Source organism: Gordonia sp. 11cp (assembly GCF_057767225.1).
In genome coordinates this window covers 5,147,378-5,171,851 of record NZ_CM173437.1, presented here as the reverse complement: position 1 = coordinate 5,171,851, position 24,474 = coordinate 5,147,378, and the positions used below count along the sequence as shown (strand labels likewise).

Here is a 24,474-nt window from a genome sequence, read left to right as displayed (position 1 = left end):
GGTCGGGACGGCTCCCCGCACGGGTCCCGCGCGATCGTGAGAGCACACGCCGCCAGGCACCAACTGAGACCGAAGGATCACTACAACCGTGGCACGTGACTATTACGCAATCCTGGGTGTGGCGAAGGGCGCCAGTGATCAGGAACTCAAGCGCGCCTACCGCAAGAAGGCGCGTGAGTTGCACCCCGACGTCAATCCGGGCAAGGAAGACGAGTTCAAAGAGGTCAGCACCGCCTACGAGGTGCTGACCGATCCGGAGAAGCGACGCATCGTCGACGCCGGCGGCGACCCGCTGGCCGGCGCCGGTGCGGGCGGTTTTGGCGGTTTCAGTGGCGGCGGCGGGGGATTCGGCGACGTCTTCGAGGCGTTCTTCGGCAACGGCGGCGCCTTCGGCGGTGGCGGCGGGTTCGGTTCCGGTCGCGGGCCCAAGTCACGGGTCCAGCCGGGCGAGCCTGCACTGGTGAACCTGACCCTGGATCTCGCCGAGTGCGCGAAGGGGGTCGCCAAGGAGATCACCGTCGACACCGCGATCCTCTGCGATGTGTGCACCGGCTCGGGAACCAACGGTGACAGCAAGCCGGTGACCTGTGACATCTGCAAGGGCGCCGGAGAGATCCAGTCGGTGCAGCGCTCGTTCCTCGGCCAGGTCATGACCGTGCGCGAGTGCCCGACCTGTCACGGCGTCGGTGAGGTCATCCCCGATCCGTGTCACAAGTGCGGTGGCGACGGACGCTACCGCTCGCGGCGCACGATGACCGTGCGTATCCCCGCCGGGATCGAGAACGGCATGCGCGTGCGTCTCACCGGCCAGGGTGAGGTCGGTCTGGGCGGCGGTCCCGCGGGCGACCTGTACGTCGAGGTCTCCGAGCGTCCGCACGAGGTGTTCCTGCGCGACAAGGACGACCTGCACTGCACCGTCAAGGTGCCGATGGCCGACGCGGCGCTCGGTGCCGAGTTCGAGGTGGAGACCATTCTCGGGGACCCGGTCACCGTGACGGTCGCACCCGGCACCCAGCCGGGGCAGATCGTGAAACTGCGGGGCCAGGGCATGCCGCACGTCAGTTCCGGCGTGCGCGGCACCATGCACGTCCACCTCGACGTCGTCGTACCGACCAGGCTCGATGCGGCACAGACCGAGGCGCTGAAGAAGTACCGCAAGATCGCCGCCGACGAGATCGAGGTGGTCAACACCTCGGCTGCCGCGGCGCCTGGCGGCCTCTTCTCGCGGCTGCGCAACGCGTTCGCCGGGAAGTAGACCCGGCGTGGCGGTGGGGTCCTGGCGCTTGTGCTCGGCCCGGTCGGCGGGTGTGCGGTGAGTCCACCGCTGTTCTGGGCGGATTCCGTGCCCGCGCCCGGGGCGGATCTGACCCTGAGCGGACCCGAGGGCCGTCATGCCGTGACCGTCGCCCGGCTCGGGGTCGGCGAGCGGATCCTCGTCGGCGACGGCGCCGGTTCGGTGGCCGGTTGCGAGATCCGGGAGATCGTCGCCAAGGACACGCTGGTCGCAGCCGTGCACGACCTGTCCTTCGAGGCACGCCCCACCCCGCAGGTGACGCTCGTGCAGGCGCTGCCGAAGTCCGAACGCTCCGAGCTCGCGGTCGACCTGGCCACCGAGGCCGGTGTCGACGTGATCGTGCCCTGGCAGGCGCTGCGGTGCGTGTCGCGATGGACGGGCAAGGCGGACAAGGGCGTCGGCAAATGGCGGGCCGCGGCGTCGGCCGCCGCCAAGCAGAGTCGGCGCCCGTGGATTCCGGAGGTCACCGACCTCGCGACCACCATCGACGTCCGTGCCCGCTGCGCCGACGTCGTGACCAGGGGCGGCGTCGTCGCCGTCCTGCACGAGGAGGCCGCGCAGCCCCTCGCGCGACTACCCCTCGCCGACGCCGCCGAGATCGTGCTCGTGGTCGGGCCCGAAGGCGGTCTCGACGGCGGAGAGATCGCGGATCTGACCGCGCTCGGCGCGCAGTCGGTCGTGCTGGGCCCGGAGGTGCTGCGCACGTCGACGGCAGCCGCGGTGGCGCTCGGCGCGATCGGGGTGCTCACCCGTCGGTGGACGCGATGAGTGTCGTCGGACGCCGCTCCGTGCGTCGAACGAAGATCGACTATGGCCCGGCGCCTTCACAATTCGGCCACCTGTACGTGCCCTCCGACGGTCTCGACGCGGGGTCGCCCGCGCGGCTGGTGGTACTCGTGCACGGCGGCTCCTGGTCCGTCGAATTCGGTTCGACGACGCAGACCGCCATCGCCCGCATGCTCGCCGAGCGTGGGGCGGCGGTGTGGAACATCGAATACCGGCGGGTCGGTGAGGAAGGCGGCGGATGGCCGAACACCGGCCGTGATGTCATCGACGCGCTCGGTGCTCTCGACGGACCCGTCCGTGACCTGCTCCCGGCCGGCGGCGTCGACTTCTCCTCGACGGCGGTCGTCGGGCATTCGGCGGGTGGCCAGCTCGCGGTCTGGGCCGTCGGGCAGCTCGGCGCGCGCACCGCAACGGCCACCATCACCACCGTCGTCGCCCAGGCGGCCGTGCTCGACACCGTCGGTGCGGCCGACCGAGAGTCGGTGCGGGCGTTCATGGGTCGGCCGTTCAGCGAGTCGCCGCGCCGCTACCGCGACGCCTCGCCGCTGCTGGCGCCCGTCGTCGACGCCCACGTCGTGGCGATACACGGCGAGGCCGACGACCTCATCCCCATCGAGTCCAGCAGGCGGTACGTCGACGCCGCGATCGCGCGCGGACAGTCCGCGGAGTTCCTCGCCGTTCCCGGTGAGGGACACGACGCCTTCGTCGACCCACGCAGCGTGTGCACGCGGCAGACGATCCGGGTGCTGGGGATCTGACGGAAATATTGCCTGCTGATCGGCTGTTGCACCGCGATACACTGACCACACCTCTGCGGGCCGCGGTCGCGACGCGCAGGGACATCCAGATCAGAACATCCAGAACAGAACACCAGGAGTGATTTCATACGTGAGTGACGACAACCCCGACCAGAGCGGGCAATCCAGCCGTACGCAGCCGCGCCGGTCTGGGGTCACATCCACTGTCGAAGTCTCTCCCGGAGTCGTGTTCGGGCTGCTCGGCGCCAGTGACGTCAACCTGCGCACCCTCGAGCAGCTCCTGCCCGCCGACATCCATGTCCGTGGCAACCAGGTGACCCTGACCGGTGAACCCGCCGACGTCGCCGGGTCCGAGCGTGTCATCGCCGAACTCGTCGACCTCGTCGGCCGGGGGACCCCGCTGACACCCGATCTCGTCCGGCACAGCGTGTCGATGCTGTCCGACGGCACCGAGGAGTCGCCGGCCGACGTGCTGTCGCTCGACATCCTGTCGCGGCGCGGCAAGACGATCCGACCCAAGACGCTCAACCAGAAGCACTACGTCGACGCCATCGACAAGCACACCATCGTGTTCGGTCTGGGTCCGGCCGGTACCGGCAAGACCTACCTGGCGATGGCCAAGGCGGTCCAGGCGCTGCAGTCGAAATCGGTCAACCGCATCATCCTGACGCGGCCGGCGGTCGAGGCCGGCGAACGCCTCGGCTTCCTGCCGGGCACGCTGAGCGAGAAGATCGACCCCTATCTGCGCCCGCTGTACGACGCGCTGCACGACATGATGGATCCCGAGGCGATCCCGAAGCTGATGGCGGCCGGGGTCATCGAGGTCGCGCCGCTGGCCTACATGCGCGGCCGCACGCTCAACGACGCGTTCATCATCCTCGACGAGGCGCAGAACACGACGAGTGAGCAGATGAAGATGTTCCTGACCCGTCTCGGCTTCGGGTCCAAGGTCGTCGTCACCGGCGACGTCACCCAGGTGGACCTGCCGGGCGGTGCGCGCAGCGGACTCCTCGCCGCCTCGGAGATCCTGGAAGGGATCGACGACATCCACTTCTCCCGGCTCACCAGCCAGGACGTGGTCCGGCACCGGTTGGTCGCCGACATCGTCGACGCCTACGGACGGGCCGAGGAGGCGCAGCGAGGACTGCCCAACACGGCACTCGGCGGCAACCGTGCCGCACGTCGGGCCGCCGCGCAGGGACGTCGTTCATGAGCATCGAACTGGCCAACGAATCCGGGGTCGAGGTTCCGGCCGAGCTGATCATCGACGCCGCACGCTTCGCGGTGAACGCGATGGACGTCAATCCGGCGGCGCTGCTGTCGGTGCTGTGCGTCGACGAGGACACCATGGCGGACATGCACGTGCAGTGGATGGACCTGCCCGGTCCGACCGACGTGATGAGCTTCCCGATGGACGAACTGGTGCCCGGCGGGCGGCCGGACGCGACCGACCCCGGCCCGGCGATCCTCGGTGACATCGTGCTGTGCCCGGATTTCGCCCGGAAACAGGCGCGCGAGGCGAAACGGTCCTTCGAGCACGAGCTGGCGATGCTGACGATCCACGGGGTGCTCCACCTCCTCGGTTACGACCACGCCGAGCCGGAGGAGGAGCGCGAGATGTTCGGGCTGCAGAACCGGATTCTCGACGCGTTCTACGCCGAACGCCACCGACGTGCCCAGGAGCAACGACAGACCGACCGCGATTCGCGGTTGCTGACCAACATCGGCTTCACCGGTCCCGAGGGCGGGTCTCCTGCCCCCGGCGCCCCGACCCGGTCCGAGGAGGACCGAGGGTGACCTCTGACTACTGGTTCATCGTGGCCGCAGTCGTGTTGATCGGGGTCGGCGGGGTGTTCGCGGCGGTCGACACCGCGGTGTCCACGGTGTCGAACGCCCGGGTGGACGACATGGTCCGGGAGGGGCGCGCTGGTGCGCGCCGCCTGGCGGGCATCCTCGGCGCACGCGCGACCTACGTCGGACTCGTGGTGCTTCTCCGCGTGGTGTGCGAGACCGCGGCCGTGGCGCTCGTCGCGGTCGCCGCGACACAGCTGATCGGCGTCGGCGGGGGACTCGCGGTGGCCATCGCCGCCATGGCGGTCGTCTCGTACGTCGCCGTGGGCGTCGGCCCGCGCACCCTGGGCCGGCAGCACGCGTACACGATCGCGCTCGCCTCGTCGTACCCGCTGTTCGCGCTGGGAGTGCTGCTCAAACCGCTGACCCGTCTCCTGATCCTGATCGGAAACGCGCTCACCCCGGGTCGCGGGTTCCGCAACGGCCCGTTCGCCACCGAGATCGAGCTGCGTGAGGTCGTCGACCTCGCGGAGGCCTCCGGTGTCGTCGCGGCCGACGAGCGCCGCATGATCCAGTCGGTGTTCGACCTCGGCGACACGAGCGCCCGCGAGGTGATGGTGCCGCGCCCGGAGATGGTGTGGATCGAGGCCGACAAGACCGCCCTGCAGGCCACGAGCCTCGCGACGCGGTCCGGGCACTCGCGGATCCCGGTGATCGGCGAGAACACCGACGACGTCCTAGGCATCGTGTATCTCAAGGACTTGGTGGCCCGGACGGTCGCCCAGCGCGTCGACCCCACGACCCTGCGCGTGGTCGACGTGATGCGCGACGCCGAGTTCATCCCCGATTCCAAACCACTCGACCGTGTCCTCGCCGACATGCAGCGCGAGCGCAATCACATGGCGATGCTCGTCGACGAGTACGGCGGTATCGCCGGGCTGGTGACCATCGAGGACGTGCTGGAGGAGATCGTCGGCGAGATCACCGACGAGTACGACACCGACGAGCTCGCGCCGGTCGAGGACCTCGGCGACGGGTCCTACCGGGTGTCGGCGCGGCTGCCGGTGGAAGATCTCGGTGAGCTGTTCGACGTCGAGATCGCCGAGGAAGAGGTCGAGACGGTCGGCGGACTCGTCGGCCTCGAGCTGGGCCGCGTGCCGCTGCCGGGCGCCCGGGTGGAGTCGCACGGGCTGCAACTGGTGGCCGAGGGCGGTCCCAATCGCCAAGGGCGCCAACGCATCATCACGGTGCTCGTGACCCGTGTCCCCGGCGCGGAAGAAGATTCGGGAGCCGACGAGCGCCGTGGCAACTCGAACCGATCGCAGGGACGTACCGACCGCGCCGCGGGCCGCGACCACGAGGACGAACGGCGAACCGAGCGTGCGGCGAGAGACAAGGGCGGCGACGACCCGGCTGTGGACGCCGCCGATCGCGACAGGGCAGACGACTCGAGAGCAAGGATGAACCAGTGACCGAGACCCTCACCGACGAGGATCGCAAGCTCGTGGTGCTCGCCCGGGGTGCGCTGGCGCGTGCCGAGTCGGCCTCGGGCGCCGCGGTTCGGGACGGTGACGGCCGCACCTACGCCGGGGCCGACGTGCGGACCCGCACACTGACCCTCACCGGGTTGCAGGTGGCGGTGGCGTCCGCGATCTCGAGCGGCGCCCGCACCTTCGAGGCGGCAGTCGTCGTCAACGGTGCGCCCGACGACCCGGGTCTGGACACCCTGCACGAGCTCAGCCCGGAGGCGTACGCGGTCCTCACCGACACCGCGGGTGCACCGCAACAGCGCATCGGGCGTGCGGATGCCTGAGTTCCGTTCGGGTTTCGTCTGTTTCGTGGGGCGTCCCAACACCGGCAAGTCCACGCTCACCAATGCCCTGGTCGGCGAGAAGATCGCGATCACCTCCAATCGCCCGCAGACCACCCGCCACACCATCCGCGGGATCGTCAACCGGCCCGATGCCCAGCTGATCCTCGTCGACACCCCCGGCCTCCATCGCCCGCGCACCCTGCTGGGTCAGCGCCTGAACGATCTCGTCCGCGACACCTACTCCGAGGTCGACGTGATCGGCGTCTGCATCCCCGCCGACGAGGCCATCGGGCCGGGTGACCGCTGGATCATCTCGCAGGTCCGCGAGATGGCACCCCGCACGACGATCGTCGGTGTGGTCACCAAGATCGACCGCGTCAGTCCGGAGCAGGTCGCCAAACAGCTGCTCGCGCTCTCCGCGGTCCTCGGACCCGACTCGGAGGTCGTCCCGGTGTCGGCGAAGTCGGGCAAGCAGCTCGACGTGCTGTCCGACGTGCTCGTCGGCCTCATGGAAGAGGGGCCGGCCTTCTACCCGGACGGTGAACTCACCGACGAACCCGAGCAGGTGCTGATGGCGGAGTTCATCCGCGAAGCCGCGCTCGAGGGTGTGCACGACGAGTTGCCGCACTCGCTCGCGGTCGTCATCGAGGAGGTCATCGACCGGGAGGACCGGGATCCCGAGCTTCCGCCGATGGTCGACGTCCACGCCGTGCTGTTCGTCGAGCGCGACAGCCAGAAGGGCATCATCATCGGCCGCAAGGGCGCGCGGCTGAAAGAGGTGGGTACAGTTGCCCGCGCACAGATCGAGCGGCTGCTGGGGACCAAGGTGTACCTGGATCTGCATGTGAAGGTCGCCAAGGACTGGCAACGCGACCCCAAACAGCTGCGTCGATTGGGTTTCTAGCAGCGTGTCCTGACGGCCTGGCGCCGACCGGGGCGGCCTGCGGGGAGGTACGCCGATGGGAACGCACGAGTCGCCGGTTCAGCCGGGGGACGCACTCGGTCAGGGAGCGCACGAGGCGCCGGACGCCGACCAGCCGACGGGGCGGACGATCGCGGGGGTGCTGGGGTCACCGCGATTCTGGCTCGCACCACTCGCGCTGGTGGCGGTGATGTTCTCGCTGATGGCCGCGTTGTACATGGCCGCTGTCGTCGACCCGCAGCGCCACCTGCACGACTTTCCGGTCGCGCTCGTCCAGGAGGACGCGGGCGGTGAGGTGCAGAACGCCGAGGGGCAGTCCACGCAGCAGAACTTCGGCGAACAGGTCGCCGAGGGCATCATCTCCTCGGCTGCGGAGAACGGGATCGTCGTCTCCCGGACCGACCGGTCGACCGCCCTCTCCGAACTCAACAGCGGCAAGGTGTACGGCGTCATCGTCGTCGGGTCGAATTTCACGAATCGTGCTGTCGCACTCGGCCGGTCGACGGTTCTCACCGCCGAACCGGCGAAACCGACCATCGACATCTTCATCAACCGTGGCTCGGGTGCGTTCGCGTCATCGATCACCACCACCCTGGCCGACCAGGTCCGTACGCGCGTCAACGAGCAGGTCGGCACACAGCTGACCGAACAGGTCCGCGCACAGCTCGACCGCAACGACATCACCTTCACCGGCGCGGCGCAGCTCGCACTCGCGACCCCGGTGGCCGTCGAGGTCTCCGAGCCGACGCCGCTCCCCGACGGTGCGGGCAACGGTCTGTCGGCGTTCTATCTGACCCTGCTGCTCGTGCTCGCCGGCTTCACCGGGGCGATGATGGTCAGCATCGTCGTCGACGGCATGCTCGGCCAGACGCCCATCGAATACGGGCCGTTCTATCAGCTGCGTGAGCGGCTCGCGATCAGCCGATGGGCGACACTCGCGGCGAAGTGGACGATCATGTTCCTGGTCGCGGTGGTGCTCTCGACCCTGTTCATCGCCGTCGGCGCCATGGTCGGGACATCGATCCCGAACGGATTCGTCCTCTGGATGCTGTCGGTGCTCGGCATCTTCGCCGTCGGGGTGAGTGCCAGCGCGATGATGGCGGTGTTCGGCAACCCCGGGCTGCTGTTCAACCTGATCTTCTTCGTGGTGTTCGGGCTGCCGTCGTCGGGCGGGACCCTTCCGCTCGAGGCGAGTCCGCGCTTCTTCGAGTGGATCGCCGCGATCGAGCCTATGCATGTGATCTACCTGGGTGTGCGTGCGGTCCTGTATTTCGACGCCGACCTCTCGGCGGGCCTGGGCCGGTCCATCATCCAGTGCTTCATCGGTCTGCTCGTCGGGGTGCTCCTCGGTCTGCTCGGCACCAAGTACTACGACCGCAAGGGTTGGCACCGGTATCCGGGCGGCATGACGCTGCCGCCGAAGCTGGACAAGATCGTCAACGCCGGCTGACACCCCGGGCGCCCTCACGCCCCGACCGTTCACCCGGGTCTGACACCGTGGCCGGATGGGTACTCCCGTCGTCATGTCGATCCCCGAACTGTCCACGGCCCTGCACGAGCTGCGCGACGACCTCGACCGCGCCGAGCTGCAGGCCGAATCGCTCATCGCCGCGGTCGCCGACCAGCATCGGCACAGCGCCCGAAACCTCGTGCACTACGTCGCGGTCCGACGCCATGACCTGCGTCCGCTGCAGGAGTCGATGTCCGCACACGGACTGTCGAGTCTCGGCCGGATGGAGTCGATCGTCTACTCGTGGATCGAGACGGTCATCGAGACCGTGGACGCCTTGGCCGAGGGGCGCACCCGGCACCCGATCTGGGGTGATCTCGCCGGCGGCGTGCGAACCCTGACCCGCAATCGCGACCGGCTCCTCGGGCGCGTGCATCCCGGTGGCGGACACGACGCGACCGCCGACGGCCCCGGGGAATCACGCGGCGAGCGGGCCACCCGTGTGATGGTGACGATGCCGACCCCGGCCGCCGACGATCCCGACCTCGTCCGCGCCATGGGTGCCGCCGGGATGGACGTCGCGCGGGTCAACTGCGCGCACGACGGCCCGGCCGAGTGGTCGCGGATGATCGAGTCCGTGCGATCCCTCCCCGGCCGGGTGCGGGTGGCCATGGATCTCGCCGGCCCGAAACTGCGTACGGGGCCGCTCGAACCGGGGCCCGAGGTCATCAAGGTGAAACCGGTCCGCGCGGACGACGGCACGGTGGAACGGCGGTCGCGGGTGCGGTTCGCCACAACACCTTTCGATCCCGGCGCGCGGCTGCCCGACGGGATCGACGCGGTCATCCCGGTGGGCGCACTCGCCGACGTCGGGCAGGGAGACCGGCTGAGGTTGCGTGACGCCCGTGGTCGCCGGCGACGCCTCGAGGTGGTGGCGGTGTCCGAGGCGGGGATCGATGCCGAGAGCGATCGCACCGTCTACTACGAGACCGGCATGCCGATCGAGGTGCCCGGTGCCGACGGCGCGGACACCCGCCGATCCGAGGCCCGCTCGCGGGGCCGTCTCGTCGTCGGCGAACTGCCGGAGAAGCGACAGCATCTGCTGGTGCGCACCGGCGACGAGATCCGGTTGCAGCGCGAGCTCACGCCGACCCCGGCGACGCGGACCGGACCGCATCGGATCGGCTGCGAACTCGGCGAGGCCTTCGACGACGTGACGCCGGGCCACCGAGTGCTGTTCGACGACGGCAAGATCGCGGGGCGAGTCCGGGAGAAGCGCGACGACGAGATCGTGGTCGACGTCGAGCGCGCCGCCCCGGGCGGGACCAAGCTCCGTGCCGAGAAAGGCATCAACCTCCCGGACACGACGTTGCACATCCCGGCTCTCACGGCGTCCGACCGGCAGGACCTCGAGTTCGTCGCCGCGCACGCCGACATGGTGAACTGCTCGTTCGTCCGGTCGCCGGAGGACGTGGCCGACCTGATCGACGAACTGCGCCGTCTCGGTGCACCGGACGTGGGCATCGTGCTGAAGATCGAGACCCGCGCAGCCTTCGAGTCGTTGCCGCAGATGCTGCTCGAGGCGATGCGCTGGGACTCGGTCGGGGTCATGATCGCCCGTGGCGACCTCGCCGTCGAGGTCGGCTTCGGCCGGCTCGCCGAGGTGCAGGAGGAGATCCTGTGGCTCTGCGAGGCCGCGCATGTCCCGGTCATCTGGGCGACCCAGGTGCTCGACGGGCTGGCCAAGAAGGGTGTGCCCTCCCGCGCCGAGGTCACCGATGCCGCGATGAGCCGCCGCGCCGAGGGCGTGATGCTCAACAAGGGGCCCTACATCGTCGAGGCGATCGAGGCGCTGACGTCGATCCTGGACCGGATGGGCGGTCACGTGGAGAAGAAGCGCTCGCTGCTGCGCCCGCTGAACTCCTTCGACATCGATCCGGGGTAGGCCGGCGGGCATGTCGGGACCTGTCGTGTCGGTGCTCGGTGGGAGAATGTCCCGGTGAGGTTCTACCGGGATGAGGCCGTCGTGCTGCGCCAGCACAAGCTGGGCGAAGCCGACCGCATCATCACGCTGCTCACCGCCGAACACGGTCTCGTGCGCGCGGTCGCCAAGGGTGTCCGGCGGACACGGTCGAAGTTCGGCGCCCGGCTCGAACCCTTCGCCCACATCGACGTGCACCTGTACCCCGGTCGCAGCCTCGACGTGGTCACGCAGGTGCACAGCCTGCACGCCTTCGCCGACGCCATCGTCGCCGACTACGGGCGCTACACCACGGCCTGTGCGGTCCTCGAGACCGCGGAACGGCTCGCGGGTGAGGAACGAGCGCCCACCCGCCAGCTGCACCGGCTGACGGTCGGGGCCCTGGAGGCGCTGGCCGACGACCGCCGGCCCCGGGAACTGATCCTCGACGCCTACCTGCTGCGTGCCATGTACAGCGCGGGCTGGATGCCGGCGCTGGAGGAGTGCGCGCGCTGCGCGACGCCCGGCCCCCACCGCGCCTTCCACGTCGCCGCGGGCGGCGCCGTCTGTCTGCCGTGCCGCCCGCCCGGATCGGCGACACCGTCCCCGGGCGTTCTCGACCTCATGGAGGCCCTGTTCCGCGGCCGGTGGGACGACGTGGTCGACGCGACTCCGTCGCTGCGTCGCCAGGCCAGCGGACTCACCGCCGCGCATCTGCAGTGGCATCTGGAACGTCAGCTCCGAACCCTGCCGCTGATCGAACGCACCGCCCCTCATAGGCTGATGGAGACGGGTGTGGACACGGGTGCGAGGAGGGTCGACGATGGCGTTGCGGCCGGGTAGTTCGGGAAAGGCACGCAAGGCCGCGAGTCTCCGCGCCGATGTCCGTCCACCCGACCCGCATCCGAGCGGCGCGCGGCCACCCGCTATTCCCGCCGAGTTCGTACCGAAGCACGTTGCGCTGGTGATGGACGGCAACGGACGCTGGGCCACCGATCGCGGCCTCCCGCGTACCGAGGGGCACAAGCGCGGTGAGGCCGTGCTGATGGACACCGTGTGTGGCTGTATCGAATTGGGGGTCGGCTGGTTGTCGGCCTACGCCTTCTCCACCGAGAACTGGTCCCGCAGTCCCGACGAGGTGCGGTTCCTCATGGGCTTCAACCGCGACGTCATCCGGCGCCGGCGCGACGAGATGCACGAGATGGGGGTCCGCGTGCGCTGGGCCGGACGCCGACCACGCTTGTGGCGCAGCGTGATCCGCGAACTCGAGATCGCCGAGGAGATGACCCGGGACAACACCGTGATGACGCTGACGATGTGCGTCAACTACGGCGGCCGCGCCGAGATCGCCGACGCCGCACGTGAGATCGCGCGACGCGCGGCGCGCGGCGAGATCGATCCCGAGCGGATCTCGGAGTCGACGTTCGCGCGGTACCTCGACGAGCCGGACATGCCCGACGTCGACCTCTTCCTGCGCCCGTCGGGGGAGCAGCGGATCTCGAATTTCCTGCTGTGGCAGTCGGCGTACGCCGAGATGGTCTATCAGGAGAAGCTCTTCCCGGACTTCGATCGTCGCGACCTGTGGGCCGCCTGCCTCGAATACGCCTCGCGCGACCGGCGTTTCGGCGGGGTGAAGCCGTCATGACCGGCGCCGCGGGCCTCCTCGACCGTACGGCGGAGATCGTCGCCGAACTCGGACCCGTCGACCGTCCCGACGCCGATTCGCTCGTGGTGCAGGTCGGTCCGACGCGCGCGTCGATCCGCGTGCTCACGCTGGCCGATGGGCTCGACGTGCTCGCCCTCACGCAGATGGTGGCGATGGACCTGCCCAACACCCCGTCCCTGCGCGACGACGTCGAGGCGTGCGCCGCGCAGCTCAGCTTCGGCAGCCTCCGCCGATCCGATCGTGCCGGGGTCACCACAGATGTGTTGCAGTACTACACGTTTCCGGCCGGGCAGCTCGACGATGTGCCGCTGCTGACGGTGTTGCACATCGTGCTCGCCGCGGGTGTCGACGCCGCCGAACGACTGGTGGGCCCGACCTCTGCTTGAGGCGACCACCCCCCGCCGCTCCCTAATCCGAAAGAACACACACCCACTGGTCCCTAATCCGAAAGAATCACGCACCCACTGGTTCCTGAGGTGCGAGGAGCGATAGCGACGAGCCTCGAAGGGCCTGGTGAGGCACGTTGCGATGCCCTTCGTGGCTCGCTTCGCTCGCACCTCAGGGAGCAAGAAATTCGGACGCTCACGAGTGTTCTTTCGTAGTCCACGACGGCCGCCAGGCCGCAGATACTGAGGAGCGCCCGGTGCGTGCGGCGGACCACCCATTGCTCCCTGAGGAGTGCCCGGAGCTTGCGGAGGGTGCGTCACGAAGGGTTCGGCGACCGAGGTTGCAAGACCCTTCGTGACGCTCGCAAGCTCGCTCCTCAGGGAGCGGGGGGTGACGCTCGCAAGCTCGCTCCTCAGGGAGCAGGGTGGAGTGTCGACAACCGTTCTCGCTCAGTCGTTTCCGGCGGCCCGACAGTCACCGCATCGTCCGAAGACCTCGACGGTGTGATTGATGTCGGTGAAGCCGTGCTGGGCGGCGATCTTCGCGGCCCAGCGCTCGACCGGCTCGGCCTGCACCTCGACGGTGGTTCCGCATTCGCGGCACACGAGGTGGTGGTGGTGTCCCGACGAGCAATGGCGGTACCGGGTCTCGCCGGAGCCGTCCCACAGGACGTCGATCTGCCCGGCCTGACTCAGCGCCTGCAGATTGCGGTAGACCGTCGTCAGGCCGATCGATTCGCCCCGGCCCTTGAGGATCTCGTGGAGTTCCTGGGCGGAACAGAAGTCATCGGTGCCGGCGAGGGCGTCGGCGATCGCGGCCCGCTGGCGGGTCGAGCGGATGCCGGTGACCGGCTGCGGTCCCGAGGCGACCCCGCTCATTCGTTCACCGCTCGGGAGGTCTCGGACGGCACGGCGCGGCCGTCACTGGTCTCGTTCGCGTGGATCAGGGCGTCGCCGACGATGTGCGCGACGTGGTCGTCGAGGAGTTCGTAGGTGATCTCACGACCGTTGCGCTGGCCGCGGACGACGCCGGCGTCCTTCAGGACGCGCAGGTGCTGGCTGACCAGTGGCTGACTCAGGCCCAGGTGCCCGACGAGCTCGTGTACGCACTGCACCCGCTCGCGCAGCGACAGCACGATCGCGACGCGGGTGGGGGAGGCGAGGGCGCGCAGGAGATCGGCCGCGGCTTCCCGCGCCGCGGCGTCGGCCGCCTCGGCCGGGTCGGGCCCGTCCAGTGGTTGGGTCGACATCGCGCTCCTCTCGCCTGGCTCGCGCCTTTGATCCGCCCATTCTAACGGAAATGGTTTTCAATCCATGTTCGGGTGTCGTGGCAGGTCAGCCGCCGTCGGCGCGTCGTCGTTCGGCGACGGGCGGCACCCCGTTCTCTCCCGCGGTCGACAACGCGTAGGTCGCCACCGCGTACGCGACCGCGGACGAGTTGACGGCCAGGAGATCGGTGTTGACGTTGTCGAGGGTGTCGCGCGCGGTGTGATAGGCGGGATCGAAGGCCTCTCCTGCCCGGCCGCCCCACATCTCCGCCTGCGCCTCGCTCTTCTCGCTCTCCGCGCCGGTGAACACACCGCCGGCGGGGATGCCCACCGCGATGAACGGGCCGTAGTCGGAGCGCCCGTCGAAGTCGTCTGGGGCAAGGGGGATCCCGCGATCGGCATAGAACTTCTCGAAGGTCCGCTCGATGCCCCCGGAACCGTCCGGGCCGGCGCCGGCCCCCTCGCGTTCGGAGTCGTCGCCGTCGTGGGTGAAGTAGCCGCCGTTGGGCGAGGCGAGCATGTCGAAGTTCAGGTACAGGGCCACCGCGGCACGGGCGGCGGGGTCGAGCCCCCGGACGTACTCCGCCGAACCCACCAGCCCGTCCTCCTCCGCGCCCCAGAACGCGAACCGCACCCGATGCGGAACGCGGGGGGTCGAACCGAGCCGCAGCGCGGTCTCGAGCACGGCCGCAGTGCCGCTGGCGTTGTCGTTCGCGCCGGGCCCTTCGACGACGCTGTCGAGGTGCGCCCCGGCCATGACGACGTCGTCGGCGGTGCCCGTGCGAGTCTCGGCGATCAGCGAGCGCGTGCTGATCCGGGTGGTCTTCGCCTCGACCTCGAGAGTCACCGATCGCGCCGACCGCACCCGTTCGGCGTCGTCCGCGGAGACCCCGAGGACGGGGATCGACGGGCGGTCGTCCGGCCCGAGCGTGGCACCCGTGAGTGGGCCGGGCTCGTTGTTGACCATGATCGCCGCGACCGCGCCGGCCGACTGCGCGTTGCGCGCCTTGTCGGCGAAGGTGCAGGTTCCACGGACGATGACCGCGACGGCCCCGCGCACCGAGCCCGGGTAGTCGGTGCTCGCGCATCCGAGTCCCGCGACCGCCACGGGCGCGGCGGTGACCGGGGTGTCGCCGGTCCCGGCCGAGTACTCGACGATGCGCGTCGCGACCTTCAGGTCGTCGGCCGTCAGGCTCACCGGCCCGCCGTCGAAGCGCTCGTAGTCGACGGTGGGCGTGGTCACGTCGAAACCGGCCGCACGGAGCAGACCGGCGACGTAGTCCAGTGAGGCGTCGTACCCGGATGTGCCGGCCGCCCGGTTGCCGCCGTTGTTGTCGGCGATCTGCTGGAGGGCGCGAACGTGCGCCATCACGTTCTCGATCCTGACGGCATCGCTCAGCGCGGCCGGGGTGACCTCGTCTATCGGGGGTGCGGGGGCGGGGGTGGAGACCGGTGCCGAGGAAGGCCGATCGACCTCCGCGGTCTGATCGTCTCCGCAGGCCGCGACCAGCGACAGGGTCAGTACCAGGGACGCGGCGAGGGACACCGACCGGCGATACCGGGCCGGAGTGTGGACGCCGACGCGTCGTCGAACTCGAACGATCACAGTGCCACTCTGGCAGTTCCGGTCCGCCGGTGCGTGCCCTACGGTTCGCGACAGGGGGCTCGGTTGCCGGTGCTTTCGGGAAACGGGACACCTGCTCGGTAGTCTGTACGGGTTGCCGCCTGTATCTCGTGGATGCACGCCGAGCACCGAGCGTCAGCACGACCGTCCCAGCCGAACACTCAACCCGTGGAGAGCAGTTAACCGTGGCCGCCCAGTCCAATGTGGAATCCGTCGTCAACCTCGCCAAGCGTCGGGGCCTGGTCTACCAGTGCGGTGAGATCTACGGCGGTACCAAGTCGGCGTGGGATTACGGCCCGCTCGGCGTCGAGCTCAAGGAGAACATCAAGCGCCAGTGGTGGCGCGCGATGGTCATCAGCCGTGAGGACGTCGTCGGACTCGACTCGTCGGTCATCCTGCCGCGCCAGGTCTGGGAGGCCTCCGGCCACGTCGAGGTGTTCACCGACCCACTGGTGGAGTCGCTGCACACCCACAAGCGCTACCGTGCCGACCACCTCATCGAGGCCTACGAGGCCAAGCACGGGCACCCGCCGGCGAACGGTCTGGCCGACATCAACGACCCGGAGACCGGGCAGCCGGGCAACTGGACCGAGCCCAAGGCGTTCAGCGGTCTGATGAAGACGTTCCTCGGCCCCGTCGACGACGAAGAGGGCCTGCACTATCTGCGGCCGGAGACCGCGCAGGGCATCTTCGTGAACTTCAAGAACGTTATGACCACCGCGCGCAAGAAGCCGCCGTTCGGCATCGCGCAGATCGGCAAGAGCTTCCGCAACGAGATCACGCCGGGCAACTTCATCTTCCGCACCCGCGAGTTCGAGCAGATGGAGATGGAGTTCTTCGTCAAGCCGGGCGAGGACGAGGAATGGCACCAGTACTGGATCGACCAGCGCTTCGACTGGTACGTGAACCTGGGCATCGACCCGGAGAACCTGCGGCTCTACGACCATCCGAAGGAAAAGCTGTCGCATTACTCCAAGCGGACCGTGGACGTCGAGTACAAGTTCGGCTTCACCGGTAACCCGTGGGGCGAACTCGAGGGTGTCGCCAACCGCACCGACTATGACCTGTCCACGCACAGCAAGCATTCGGGCGAGGATCTGTCGTTCTTCGATCAGGCGTCGGGCGAGCGCTACACCCCGTACGTGATCGAGCCGGCGGCCGGCCTGACCCGCTCGCTGATGGCGTTCCTGTGCGACGCCTACACCGAGGAGGAAGTGCCGAACGCCAAGGGCGGCACCGATACTCGCACCGTGCTGCGGCTCGACCGGCGTCTGGCGCCGATCAAGGTCGCCGTGCTGCCGCTCTCGCGCAACGAGAAGCTCTCGCCCAAGGCCCGCGACCTCGCCGCCGAACTCCGCAAGCACTGGAATGTGGAGTTCGACGACGCGCAGGGCATCGGCAAGCGTTACCGCCGGCAGGACGAGATCGGCACGCCGTTCTGCGTGACCGTCGACTTCGACACCCTCGACGACCAGGCCGTCACGGTCCGTGAACGGGACACGATGAGCCAGGAGCGGGTCGCGCTCGACAAGGTCGCCGAGTATCTCGGCGGCAAGCTCCTCGGCGCCTGAGCGCTCTCGCGTCGCCACGGGCGTACGCTCTCGATTCCGCCTGACCTGCGGATGTCTGTCACAATTGATGGCGAGTTGTCGCGTGACGTGGGGCATGGGGTCCGGCGTGCATGCGACGAGAGAGTGAGTGGAGTCGTGTCTGTCAGCGGGAAAGTCGTTCATTACGACGCGAATCGGGGCTTCGGATTCTTGGCGCCGGAATCGGGCGGTGCCGATGTGTTCCTCCACATCAACGACATCGACATCGACGAGAACTCGTTGAAGCCCGGCGCGAAGGTGTCCTTCGACGTCGAGGAGACCGACCGCGGTTCGAAGGCGGTCAACGTCGCGGTGACCGAGGCCGCGCCCGCCGACGAAGCGGGCGCCCGGGCGCATCGTCGCGAGGATCACCACGGCCGGGATCGGGGCGAGCGGGGTGATCGCGGCGACCGCGGACGCCACGACGACCGCGGCAGCCGTCGTCCGCGCGCTGGTGGTGGTTCCCTGGACGCCGCCGCGTTCACCGAAGAACTCACCGAGCTCCTGCTCGATGCCGACGGCGCCCTCACCGCGCGGCAGATCGTGGCGATCCGGCAGCGGGTCACCGACTTCGCAGTCGCCCGGGGCTGGGTGCTTGACTAGCACCCGCCATGGGCCCGAGACCGTCGGGCATGTCCTCCCGGCGGTCGCCACCTACGCCGACGAGGCCGTCGAGCGATACGTGCCCGAGGGGGCGAAGGTCGCGAGCCTGCCCGGCACCCGGACCGATCATCGGAGCGACTTCGCCCGGGACCGCGCGCGGGTCCTGCATTCCGCCGCGCTTCGCCGGCTGGCCGACAAGACACAGGTCGTCGGCCCGCGCGAGGGTGACACCCCCCGTACCCGGCTCACGCATTCGCTCGAGGTCGGGCAGATCGGCCGCGGGATCGCGATCGGTCTCGGCGCCGAACCCGACCTCGTCGAACTCGCCGGACTCGCCCACGACATCGGGCATCCGCCGTACGGGCACAACGGCGAACGCGCGCTCGACGAGGTGGCCGCCGACCACGGCGGTTTCGAGGGCAACGCGCAGAATCTCCGGATCCTGACCAGGCTCGAGCCCAAGCTGCTCGACGCCGACGGGCAGAGTGTCGGCCTCAATCTCGCGCGCGCGTCGCTGGACGCGACCCTGAAGTATCCGTGGACCCGGCGCACCCCGGGTGGGAAGTTCGGGGCCTATGACGACGATGCCGGGATGCTCGAGTGGATCCGTCGGGATGCGCCCGGGACCCGGCAGTGCGTCGAGGCCCAGATCATGGACTGGTCCGACGACGTGGCGTACTCCGTGCACGACCTCGAGGACGGCGTGATCGGCGGGCGGATCGACCTGCGAACCCTCGGCGATCCGCAGGATCAGCGCGCGCTGGCCGACATCGGCGCCAAGGAGTTTCCCGGCCTCGACCCCGAGGCACTGGTCGACGCCGCCGGCCGACTGCACCGCATGGACATCGTGCGTTCGGTGGGTGTCTTCGACGGAACGCTCGACTCCTACGTCGCACTCAAGCGACTGACCAGCGAGTTCATCGGCCGATTCGCGTCGGCCGCGATCACCGGTACCCGCGAGGTGGTGGGGGACCGGCCGGTGTCGCGCTACGACGCCGATCTGGAAGTGCCGGAACTCATCGCGGCCGAGGTGTCGATGCTCAAGACCCTGGCCCTGCGGTTCATCTTCTCCAACGAACGCCACAAGGCGACCCAGCGTCGCCAGCGGGAGCGCATCCACCGGGTCGCGAACTGGTTCGCCGAAGCGGCGCCGGGGGGACTGGACCCGGTGTTCGTGCCGTGGTGGAACGCCGCCTCCGACGACGCCGCCCGCATGCGCGTCATAGTCGACCAGATCGCATCCATGACCGAAGGCCGGCTCGAGCGCACCGACAAGCACAACTCGGGGGCCCAGGCGCACCTGGGGTAGGCCGGGGTCCGTCGGTCCGCGCCGAAGGGGTTGTCGTCAGAGTCGGAGCCCACCCCTGGTATCCGCCCGGGACGTCGGCCCCGGTCGGGTGGACGACCGGTGTCGAGTACCAGGTCGGGCCGGCCGCGCGGCGTCACTACACTGGTCGCGTGGCAGGCCGAATTCCCGATCGCGACATCACGGCGATCCGTGAGCAGACGAGGATCGAGGACATCGTCGGCGATTACGTCGCCCTGCGCCGTGCCGGTGCCGACAGCCTCAAGGGCCTGTGTCCGTTTCACGACGAGAAGTCGCCGTCGTTCCACGTCCGGCCCAACCACGGTCACTTCCACTGCTTCGGCTGCGGCGAGGGCGGTGACGTCTACAGCTTTCTGCAGAAGCAGGAGCACGTCAGTTTCGTGGAGGCGGTCGAGCAGCTCGCCGACCGCATCGGTTACCAGATCAACTACGAGGGCGGTGGCACCGCCATCAAGCGCGACCGCGGTACGCGCGCCCGCCTGGTGGCGGCCAACGCGGCCGCCGCGAAGTTCTACGCCGCCGCGCTGCAGTCACCGGAGGCGCAGCCGGCGCGCGATTACCTGAAGGAACGCGACTTCGACGCGGTGGCGGCGGTCCGATTCGGTTGCGGCTACGCGCCCGCCGGCTGGGACACGATGACCAAGGCGCTGCTGTCGCAGGGATTCGAGTTCAGCGAGCTCGAGGCGGCCGGTCTGTCGAAGCAGGGACGCAAGGGCCCGATCGACCGGTTCCACCGCCGTCTGCTGTGGCCGATCCGCAACCTGGCCGGCGACATCATCGGCTTCGGAGCCCGCAAACTGTTCGACGACGACAACCTCGGCAAGTACATGAACACGCCGGAGACCATGCTGTACAAGAAGTCTCAGGTGCTGTTCGGACTCGACCACGCGAAGAAGAGCATCGCCAAGGGACATCAGGTGGTGGTCGTCGAGGGCTACACCGACGTCATGGCGATGCACCTGGCCGGCGTCACCACCGCGGTCGCGTCGTGTGGCACCGCGTTCGGTGAGGACCACCTGGCCCTCATCCGGCGTCTGATGATGGACGACTCGTACTTCCGGGGCGAGGTCATCTACACCTTCGACGGTGACGACGCCGGTAAAGCGGCTGCCCTCAAGGCTTTCGAGGGAGAGCAGTCGATCTCGGGTCAGACGTTCGTGGCGATCGCACCCGATGGGATGGATCCCTGTGAACTGCGTCAGGAGAAGGGCGACGCCGCCGTCCGCGATCTGATCGCGCGGCGGGTGCCGATGTTCGAGTTCGCGATCAAGGCGCTGCTCGCCGGACACGACCTCGACACGGCGGAGGGGCGTGTGCACGCCTTGCGCGACACCGTCCCGGTGGTCGCCCGGATCAAGGACATCGCTCTCCGCGACGAGTACGCGCGGCAGCTCGCCGGCTGGGTCGGGTGGGAAGAGGTCTCCCAGGTTCTCGGGCGAGTGCGCGAGGAGGGTGCCAGAATCCGGAAGGCGCAGGGCGTCAGCACTTCCGGAGGTCGGGGAAACGCGCGCGGCGCCCGTAACCGACCGGAGGCGGAGTCGGCACCGACCTCGGCGCGGCCCCAGCCCAACGATCCGCGCCTGTGGCCGCAACGGGAAGCGCTGAAGGCGGCGCTGCAGTATCCGGCGATCGCCGGCACGGTGTTCGACTCGCTGCCCGTCGAGTGCTTCAACGAACCGGCCTACGCGATCGTCCGCCAGGCGATGACCGGGCTCGGCGGGACGTCGGCCGGCATGGGTGGCGCGGCCTGGGTCGACGCCGTGCGCAATGCCGTCGACGACCCGATCATCGATCCGCTGGTGACCGAACTCGCCGTCGAATCGATGCCGGTCGACGAGGACAACATCGCCCGCTACATCTCGAGCGTGCTGGCCCGGCTGCAAGAGGTGTGGGTCGGCACGCAGATCGCCGACATCAAGTCGCGCCTGCGCCGGATGGCGCCCAGCGACGACCCGGACGGTTACAACGCGGTGTTCGGAGATCTGGTCGCCCTCGAGGCCTATCGTCGCAGCCTGCTGGAACAGGCCGTCGACCCCATCGTCGGCGCGGGCTGACGGGCTCGCCGACGTCGGGAGCTGCGCGATCGATCCGCGCGTGAGCGCGAGACCGATGAGTTCCCGCCTCCGCGGAGGTCTGCACCGTGGACACCTCGACTCGACCGAACGAAGGCAGGAGTTCATGGCGACCACCATCTATTCGGCGACGGCATCTCTCGACGGATTCATCGCCGGGCCCGGCGGTGACATGTCCTGGCTGACGCCGTTCTTCGAGGCCCCGACCGACGAACGGACCGAGGCCGCCGCCGATGCCGCCTCGCGGCTGATGCGGGGGACCGGCGCGCTACTGGTCGGCAACCGGTCGTTCGGCGGCGACGATCCCAACAAGGGCACCGACCGCGAAGGCGCGTTCGGCGGTGAATACGACGGGGACGCAGTCGTTCTCACCCACAACCCGCCTGCGGAGGCCGTCGCCGGCGTCACATTCGTCTCCGACCTCCACGATGCGGTCGAGGCCGCCGCGCAGATCGCGGGCGATGCCTACGTCACCGTCATCGGGGCCGATGTCGCGCGACAGATGATCGATCACGGGCTGCTCGACGAGGTTCTCGTGTTCTTCGTCCCGGTCTTCCTCGGTGCGGGCGTTCGACTGTTCGACCGGCCAGACGGCGGCGAGGTCCGGCTGACGCCGATCCCCGGCGAGACCGAGTACTGGTGTCGCGTCGAGCGATGAGCTCGCGCGGTGTCCGGGAACCGGAATCGAACCGTCGGTGCGGCTGATGAGTGGGGAGTGCGGGGCTCGAACCCGCGACCTACGGATTATGAGTCCGCGGCTCTAACCGACTGAGCTAACTCCCCGCGCAGATGTCGCTGCCTGCGGGAGGACAATACCGCACCTCGGAAGAACGACGACAGACGAGTGCGCGCAAAACGGTCGACTGTCGACGCCGCTACACTGGCCGCAAAATCGGGCACGAGTGTGGCGGGAAGTGGTAGCAGATGACGGTCGCGGACGGGGTCGGTGGTGACCTGCCGGAGAGCCTGGTGGACGTCGCCGCGCGGCGGCTTCGTGACGCGATACTGAGCGGCGCACTCGAACCGGGACAGAAGATCGTCGAAGAGACGCTGTGTGCAGATCTCGGGATCAGCCGGGCTCCCGTTCGCGAGGCGTTGCGCCTGTTGGCGCAGCAGGGGCTCGTCGAACATCAACCGCGGCGCGGGGTCCGGGTGGCCGAGTGGTCGCCGACGGACATCCTGCAGCTGTTCGAGATCCGCCAGGTGCTCGAACGCCATGCCGTGGAAACAGCGCTACCGCTGACCGATCCCGACCGCCAGCTGGAACCCGTGCGCGAGGCGATCGACGCGATGCGTCGCGCGGGTGACGATCTGGAGCGCGACGATGCCCACCGCCGTTTCCACGCCGCGGTGGTCGCGCTGGCCGGGAACCGCCAACTCGACGTCACCCTCGCGCCGATCCTGCTGAAACTGCAACTGCCGATGGCGGTCAATCTGCGTTCCGAGACAGCTGACCATCACGGACCCGCGGACGGGTTCACCCGGCATCAGGCGATTCTCGATGCACTCGAACGCAACGACGCCGAAGCGGTCGTGGCCGCGCTCGGCGACCACGGGCATCTGCACTACCTCGGGTTGGTGTCCGCGAGCGCGGGCGAGTCCCCGGAGCACGTTCACGGGCACGCGCACACGCCCTGACCCGCCCACGGCGATGCCCTAACACGATCGACACACAGCCGTTCCGCAAGCGCCATCATTCTGTCGACAATCGACGTTATGACGAAAGCTGCCGGTCCGACGACGGGACCCACGGTCGCCGAGATACTCGACTCGCACCTCCACGGAAGCGGGTCGCCGACCCGCACCGCGCGAGCCGTCCTCGATGCGATTGAGGCGCGAGGTGACGACGGCACCTGGCTGTCCACGGTTCCTCGGGACCAGCTCATCGCCGCGGCTGCGGCTCTCGAGAACCGTTCCGACGCACGGGACCTGCCGCTGTACGGCGTCCCGTTCGGGGTGAAGGACTCGATCGATGTCGCGGGGGTGCCCACGACGTTGTCGTGTCCCGCGTACGCGTACGTCCCCGAGACCACCGCCCCGGTGGTCCAACGACTCCTCGACGCCGGTGCGCTGTATGTCGGCAAGACCAATCTCGACCAGTTCGCCACCGGACTCAACGGGACGCGTACCCCCTACACCGTGCCGCGCGGGGTCTACGGCAACGAGATGATCTCCGGCGGTTCGAGTTCCGGCTCTGCGCTCGCGGTGGCGCACGGGGACGTCCCGTTCGCCGTCGCCACAGACACCGCGGGATCCGGGCGTGTGCCGGCGGCGCTCAACGGCATCATCGGATACAAGCCGTCCCGCGGACTGATCAGCACGACCGGCCTCGTGCCCGCCTGCAAGTCGCTGGACTGCATCACCGCGATGACCTCGACCATCGCCGACATGGACGTGATCATGAACGTGATGATCGGCCGCGACGACGCGGATGCCTGGTCGCGCGACAGGGGAGCCCGCCACTCCGGCGGCACCCTCACCGTCGGCCTGCCCGCTCCGGACGAACTGGAGTTCTTCGGCGACGATGCCATGCGCGACGCCCACCTGTCGTTCCGGGCGCGGTTGGCGCATCTGGCGGTGCCCGGGGGTCTCGAGATCGTCGATGTCTCGCTGGCCCCGTTCCTCGCCGCGGGGGAACTGTTGTACTCGGGGCCCTGGGTCGCCGAAAGGCTCGTCGAATTCGCCGGCTTCCTGGCCGAACGGCCCGACGACATCCACCCGGTGGTCCGCGAGATACTGCGCGGCGGCGAGAAATACACCGCAGTGGACGCCTTCTCCGCACTGCAGCGGTTGCAGGAACTGCGCGCCGAGGTCGGCCGGGTGTGGCAGGAGATGGACGTCCTGGTGGTCCCCACCATCGGCCGCACCTTTACCGTCGACGAGGTGCTCGCCGAGCCGATCGCGACCAACACGATGCTCGGTCACTACACCCACTTCGGGAACCTGCTGGACCTCACCGGTGTCGCCATCCCGCAGGGTCTCACCTCCGACGGGCGGCCGCACAGCGCGATGCTGCTCGGCGATGCGCTGACCGACGACGCCGTGCTGCATCTGGCGGCCGCACTCCTCGACGAGCCGCGCGCCCGACCGGCGGATGACACGCCGGCACGCGCCCCGATCACCTCCGCCGCTCCGACCCCCTGAAGTCCGACGACACCGTCCCCC

General features: G+C 69.1%; 23 protein-coding genes and 1 tRNA gene. 20 read left to right on the top strand and 4 right to left on the bottom strand.

Annotation, left to right across the window (positions count from 1 at the left end; translation table 11 throughout):
* Window positions 1-88: 88 nt before the first annotated feature.
* From dnaJ to AC3B6C_RS23095, 13 genes are all read left to right on the top strand, one after another.
* Entirely contained in the window at window positions 89-1,255 is a 1,167-nt protein-coding gene (dnaJ, locus tag AC3B6C_RS23155; RefSeq protein WP_010841231.1) for a molecular chaperone DnaJ, read from the top strand.
* Window positions 1,256-1,312: 57 nt separating this feature from the next.
* Window positions 1,313-2,062, top strand: a complete 750-nt coding sequence (locus AC3B6C_RS23150) for a 16S rRNA (uracil(1498)-N(3))-methyltransferase (protein ID WP_488374277.1) — start codon at window positions 1,313-1,315, stop codon at window positions 2,060-2,062.
* Complete coding sequence (locus AC3B6C_RS23145) at window positions 2,059-2,838, top strand: alpha/beta hydrolase family protein (protein WP_488374276.1); 780 nt, start codon at window positions 2,059-2,061, stop codon at window positions 2,836-2,838. The genes AC3B6C_RS23150 and AC3B6C_RS23145 overlap by 4 nt, the downstream gene beginning before the upstream one ends.
* 130 nt (window positions 2,839-2,968) lie before the next feature.
* The gene (locus AC3B6C_RS23140) at window positions 2,969-4,051 is read left to right on the top strand and encodes a PhoH family protein (protein WP_035716998.1); all 1,083 of its coding nucleotides are present in this window, start codon (window positions 2,969-2,971) and stop codon (window positions 4,049-4,051) included.
* Complete coding sequence (gene ybeY / locus AC3B6C_RS23135; protein ID WP_010841227.1) at window positions 4,048-4,635, top strand: rRNA maturation RNase YbeY; 588 nt, start codon at window positions 4,048-4,050, stop codon at window positions 4,633-4,635. Before AC3B6C_RS23140 ends, ybeY begins: the two co-directional genes overlap by 4 nt.
* A complete protein-coding gene (locus AC3B6C_RS23130; protein WP_488374275.1) occupies window positions 4,632-6,101 on the top strand; it encodes a hemolysin family protein in 1,470 nt (489 codons plus the stop codon). The genes ybeY and AC3B6C_RS23130 overlap by 4 nt, the downstream gene beginning before the upstream one ends.
* A complete protein-coding gene (locus AC3B6C_RS23125; protein ID WP_488374274.1) occupies window positions 6,098-6,442 on the top strand; it encodes a cytidine deaminase in 345 nt (114 codons plus the stop codon). Before AC3B6C_RS23130 ends, AC3B6C_RS23125 begins: the two co-directional genes overlap by 4 nt.
* On the top strand, window positions 6,435-7,346 hold the full coding sequence (gene era / locus AC3B6C_RS23120; RefSeq protein ID WP_488374273.1) for a GTPase Era: 912 nt from the start codon (window positions 6,435-6,437) through the stop codon (window positions 7,344-7,346). The genes AC3B6C_RS23125 and era overlap by 8 nt, the downstream gene beginning before the upstream one ends.
* Before the next feature lie 55 nt (window positions 7,347-7,401).
* Complete coding sequence (locus tag AC3B6C_RS23115; RefSeq protein ID WP_014927405.1) at window positions 7,402-8,814, top strand: YhgE/Pip domain-containing protein; 1,413 nt, start codon at window positions 7,402-7,404, stop codon at window positions 8,812-8,814.
* 55 nt (window positions 8,815-8,869) lie between these two features.
* Complete coding sequence (locus AC3B6C_RS23110; protein WP_488374272.1) at window positions 8,870-10,759, top strand: pyruvate kinase; 1,890 nt, start codon at window positions 8,870-8,872, stop codon at window positions 10,757-10,759.
* A gap of 54 nt (window positions 10,760-10,813) precedes the next feature.
* Window positions 10,814-11,617, top strand: a complete 804-nt coding sequence (recO, locus tag AC3B6C_RS23105; protein ID WP_010841221.1) for a DNA repair protein RecO — start codon at window positions 10,814-10,816, stop codon at window positions 11,615-11,617.
* Entirely contained in the window at window positions 11,598-12,419 is an 822-nt protein-coding gene (locus tag AC3B6C_RS23100) for an isoprenyl transferase (RefSeq protein ID WP_014927403.1), read from the top strand. Before recO ends, AC3B6C_RS23100 begins: the two co-directional genes overlap by 20 nt.
* Window positions 12,416-12,826: a hypothetical protein gene (locus AC3B6C_RS23095; protein WP_010841219.1), complete on the top strand. Its 411-nt coding sequence runs from the start codon at window positions 12,416-12,418 to the stop codon at window positions 12,824-12,826. The genes AC3B6C_RS23100 and AC3B6C_RS23095 overlap by 4 nt, the downstream gene beginning before the upstream one ends.
* A gap of 450 nt (window positions 12,827-13,276) precedes the next feature.
* Here AC3B6C_RS23095 and AC3B6C_RS23090 read toward each other — a convergent pair whose 3' ends face one another.
* The 3 genes from AC3B6C_RS23090 to AC3B6C_RS23080 all read right to left on the bottom strand — a co-directional run bounded on the left by AC3B6C_RS23090 (window position 13,277) and on the right by AC3B6C_RS23080 (window position 15,700).
* Window positions 13,277-13,705 carry a Fur family transcriptional regulator gene (locus AC3B6C_RS23090; RefSeq protein ID WP_488374271.1) on the bottom strand — a complete coding sequence of 143 codons (429 nt, stop codon included), beginning with the start codon at window positions 13,703-13,705 and terminating at the stop codon, window positions 13,277-13,279.
* A complete protein-coding gene (locus AC3B6C_RS23085) occupies window positions 13,702-14,076 on the bottom strand; it encodes an ArsR/SmtB family transcription factor (RefSeq protein ID WP_010841217.1) in 375 nt (124 codons plus the stop codon). Before AC3B6C_RS23085 ends, AC3B6C_RS23090 begins: the two co-directional genes overlap by 4 nt.
* Before the next feature lie 85 nt (window positions 14,077-14,161).
* Entirely contained in the window at window positions 14,162-15,700 is a 1,539-nt protein-coding gene (locus tag AC3B6C_RS23080; RefSeq protein WP_488374270.1) for a M28 family peptidase, read from the bottom strand.
* Window positions 15,701-15,903: 203 nt separating this feature from the next.
* Here AC3B6C_RS23080 and AC3B6C_RS23075 point away from each other — a divergent pair, with 203 nt between their 5' ends.
* The 5 genes from AC3B6C_RS23075 to AC3B6C_RS23055 all read left to right on the top strand — a co-directional run bounded on the left by AC3B6C_RS23075 (window position 15,904) and on the right by AC3B6C_RS23055 (window position 21,967).
* A complete protein-coding gene (locus AC3B6C_RS23075; RefSeq protein ID WP_010841215.1) occupies window positions 15,904-17,289 on the top strand; it encodes a glycine--tRNA ligase in 1,386 nt (461 codons plus the stop codon).
* A gap of 135 nt (window positions 17,290-17,424) precedes the next feature.
* On the top strand, window positions 17,425-17,910 hold the full coding sequence (locus AC3B6C_RS23070) for a cold-shock protein (RefSeq protein WP_055475468.1): 486 nt from the start codon (window positions 17,425-17,427) through the stop codon (window positions 17,908-17,910).
* Window positions 17,903-19,219: a deoxyguanosinetriphosphate triphosphohydrolase gene (locus AC3B6C_RS23065; protein ID WP_035716997.1), complete on the top strand. Its 1,317-nt coding sequence runs from the start codon at window positions 17,903-17,905 to the stop codon at window positions 19,217-19,219. The genes AC3B6C_RS23070 and AC3B6C_RS23065 overlap by 8 nt, the downstream gene beginning before the upstream one ends.
* A 149-nt stretch (window positions 19,220-19,368) precedes the next feature.
* Complete coding sequence (dnaG, locus tag AC3B6C_RS23060; protein ID WP_044506955.1) at window positions 19,369-21,291, top strand: DNA primase; 1,923 nt, start codon at window positions 19,369-19,371, stop codon at window positions 21,289-21,291.
* 124 nt (window positions 21,292-21,415) lie between these two features.
* Window positions 21,416-21,967, top strand: coding sequence for a dihydrofolate reductase family protein (locus tag AC3B6C_RS23055; RefSeq protein WP_488374269.1), 552 nt, complete (start codon window positions 21,416-21,418; stop codon window positions 21,965-21,967).
* Between the two features lie 51 nt (window positions 21,968-22,018).
* Here the strand turns inward: AC3B6C_RS23055 and AC3B6C_RS23050 are convergent.
* Window positions 22,019-22,092: transfer RNA gene (locus AC3B6C_RS23050), tRNA-Ile, on the bottom strand.
* 141 nt (window positions 22,093-22,233) lie between these two features.
* Here AC3B6C_RS23050 and AC3B6C_RS23045 point away from each other — a divergent pair.
* Both AC3B6C_RS23045 and AC3B6C_RS23040 read left to right on the top strand, forming a co-directional pair.
* Entirely contained in the window at window positions 22,234-22,947 is a 714-nt protein-coding gene (locus AC3B6C_RS23045; RefSeq protein ID WP_488374268.1) for a GntR family transcriptional regulator, read from the top strand.
* 78 nt (window positions 22,948-23,025) lie between these two features.
* On the top strand, window positions 23,026-24,453 hold the full coding sequence (locus AC3B6C_RS23040) for an allophanate hydrolase (protein ID WP_488374267.1): 1,428 nt from the start codon (window positions 23,026-23,028) through the stop codon (window positions 24,451-24,453).
* Window positions 24,454-24,474: the final 21 nt, after the last annotated feature.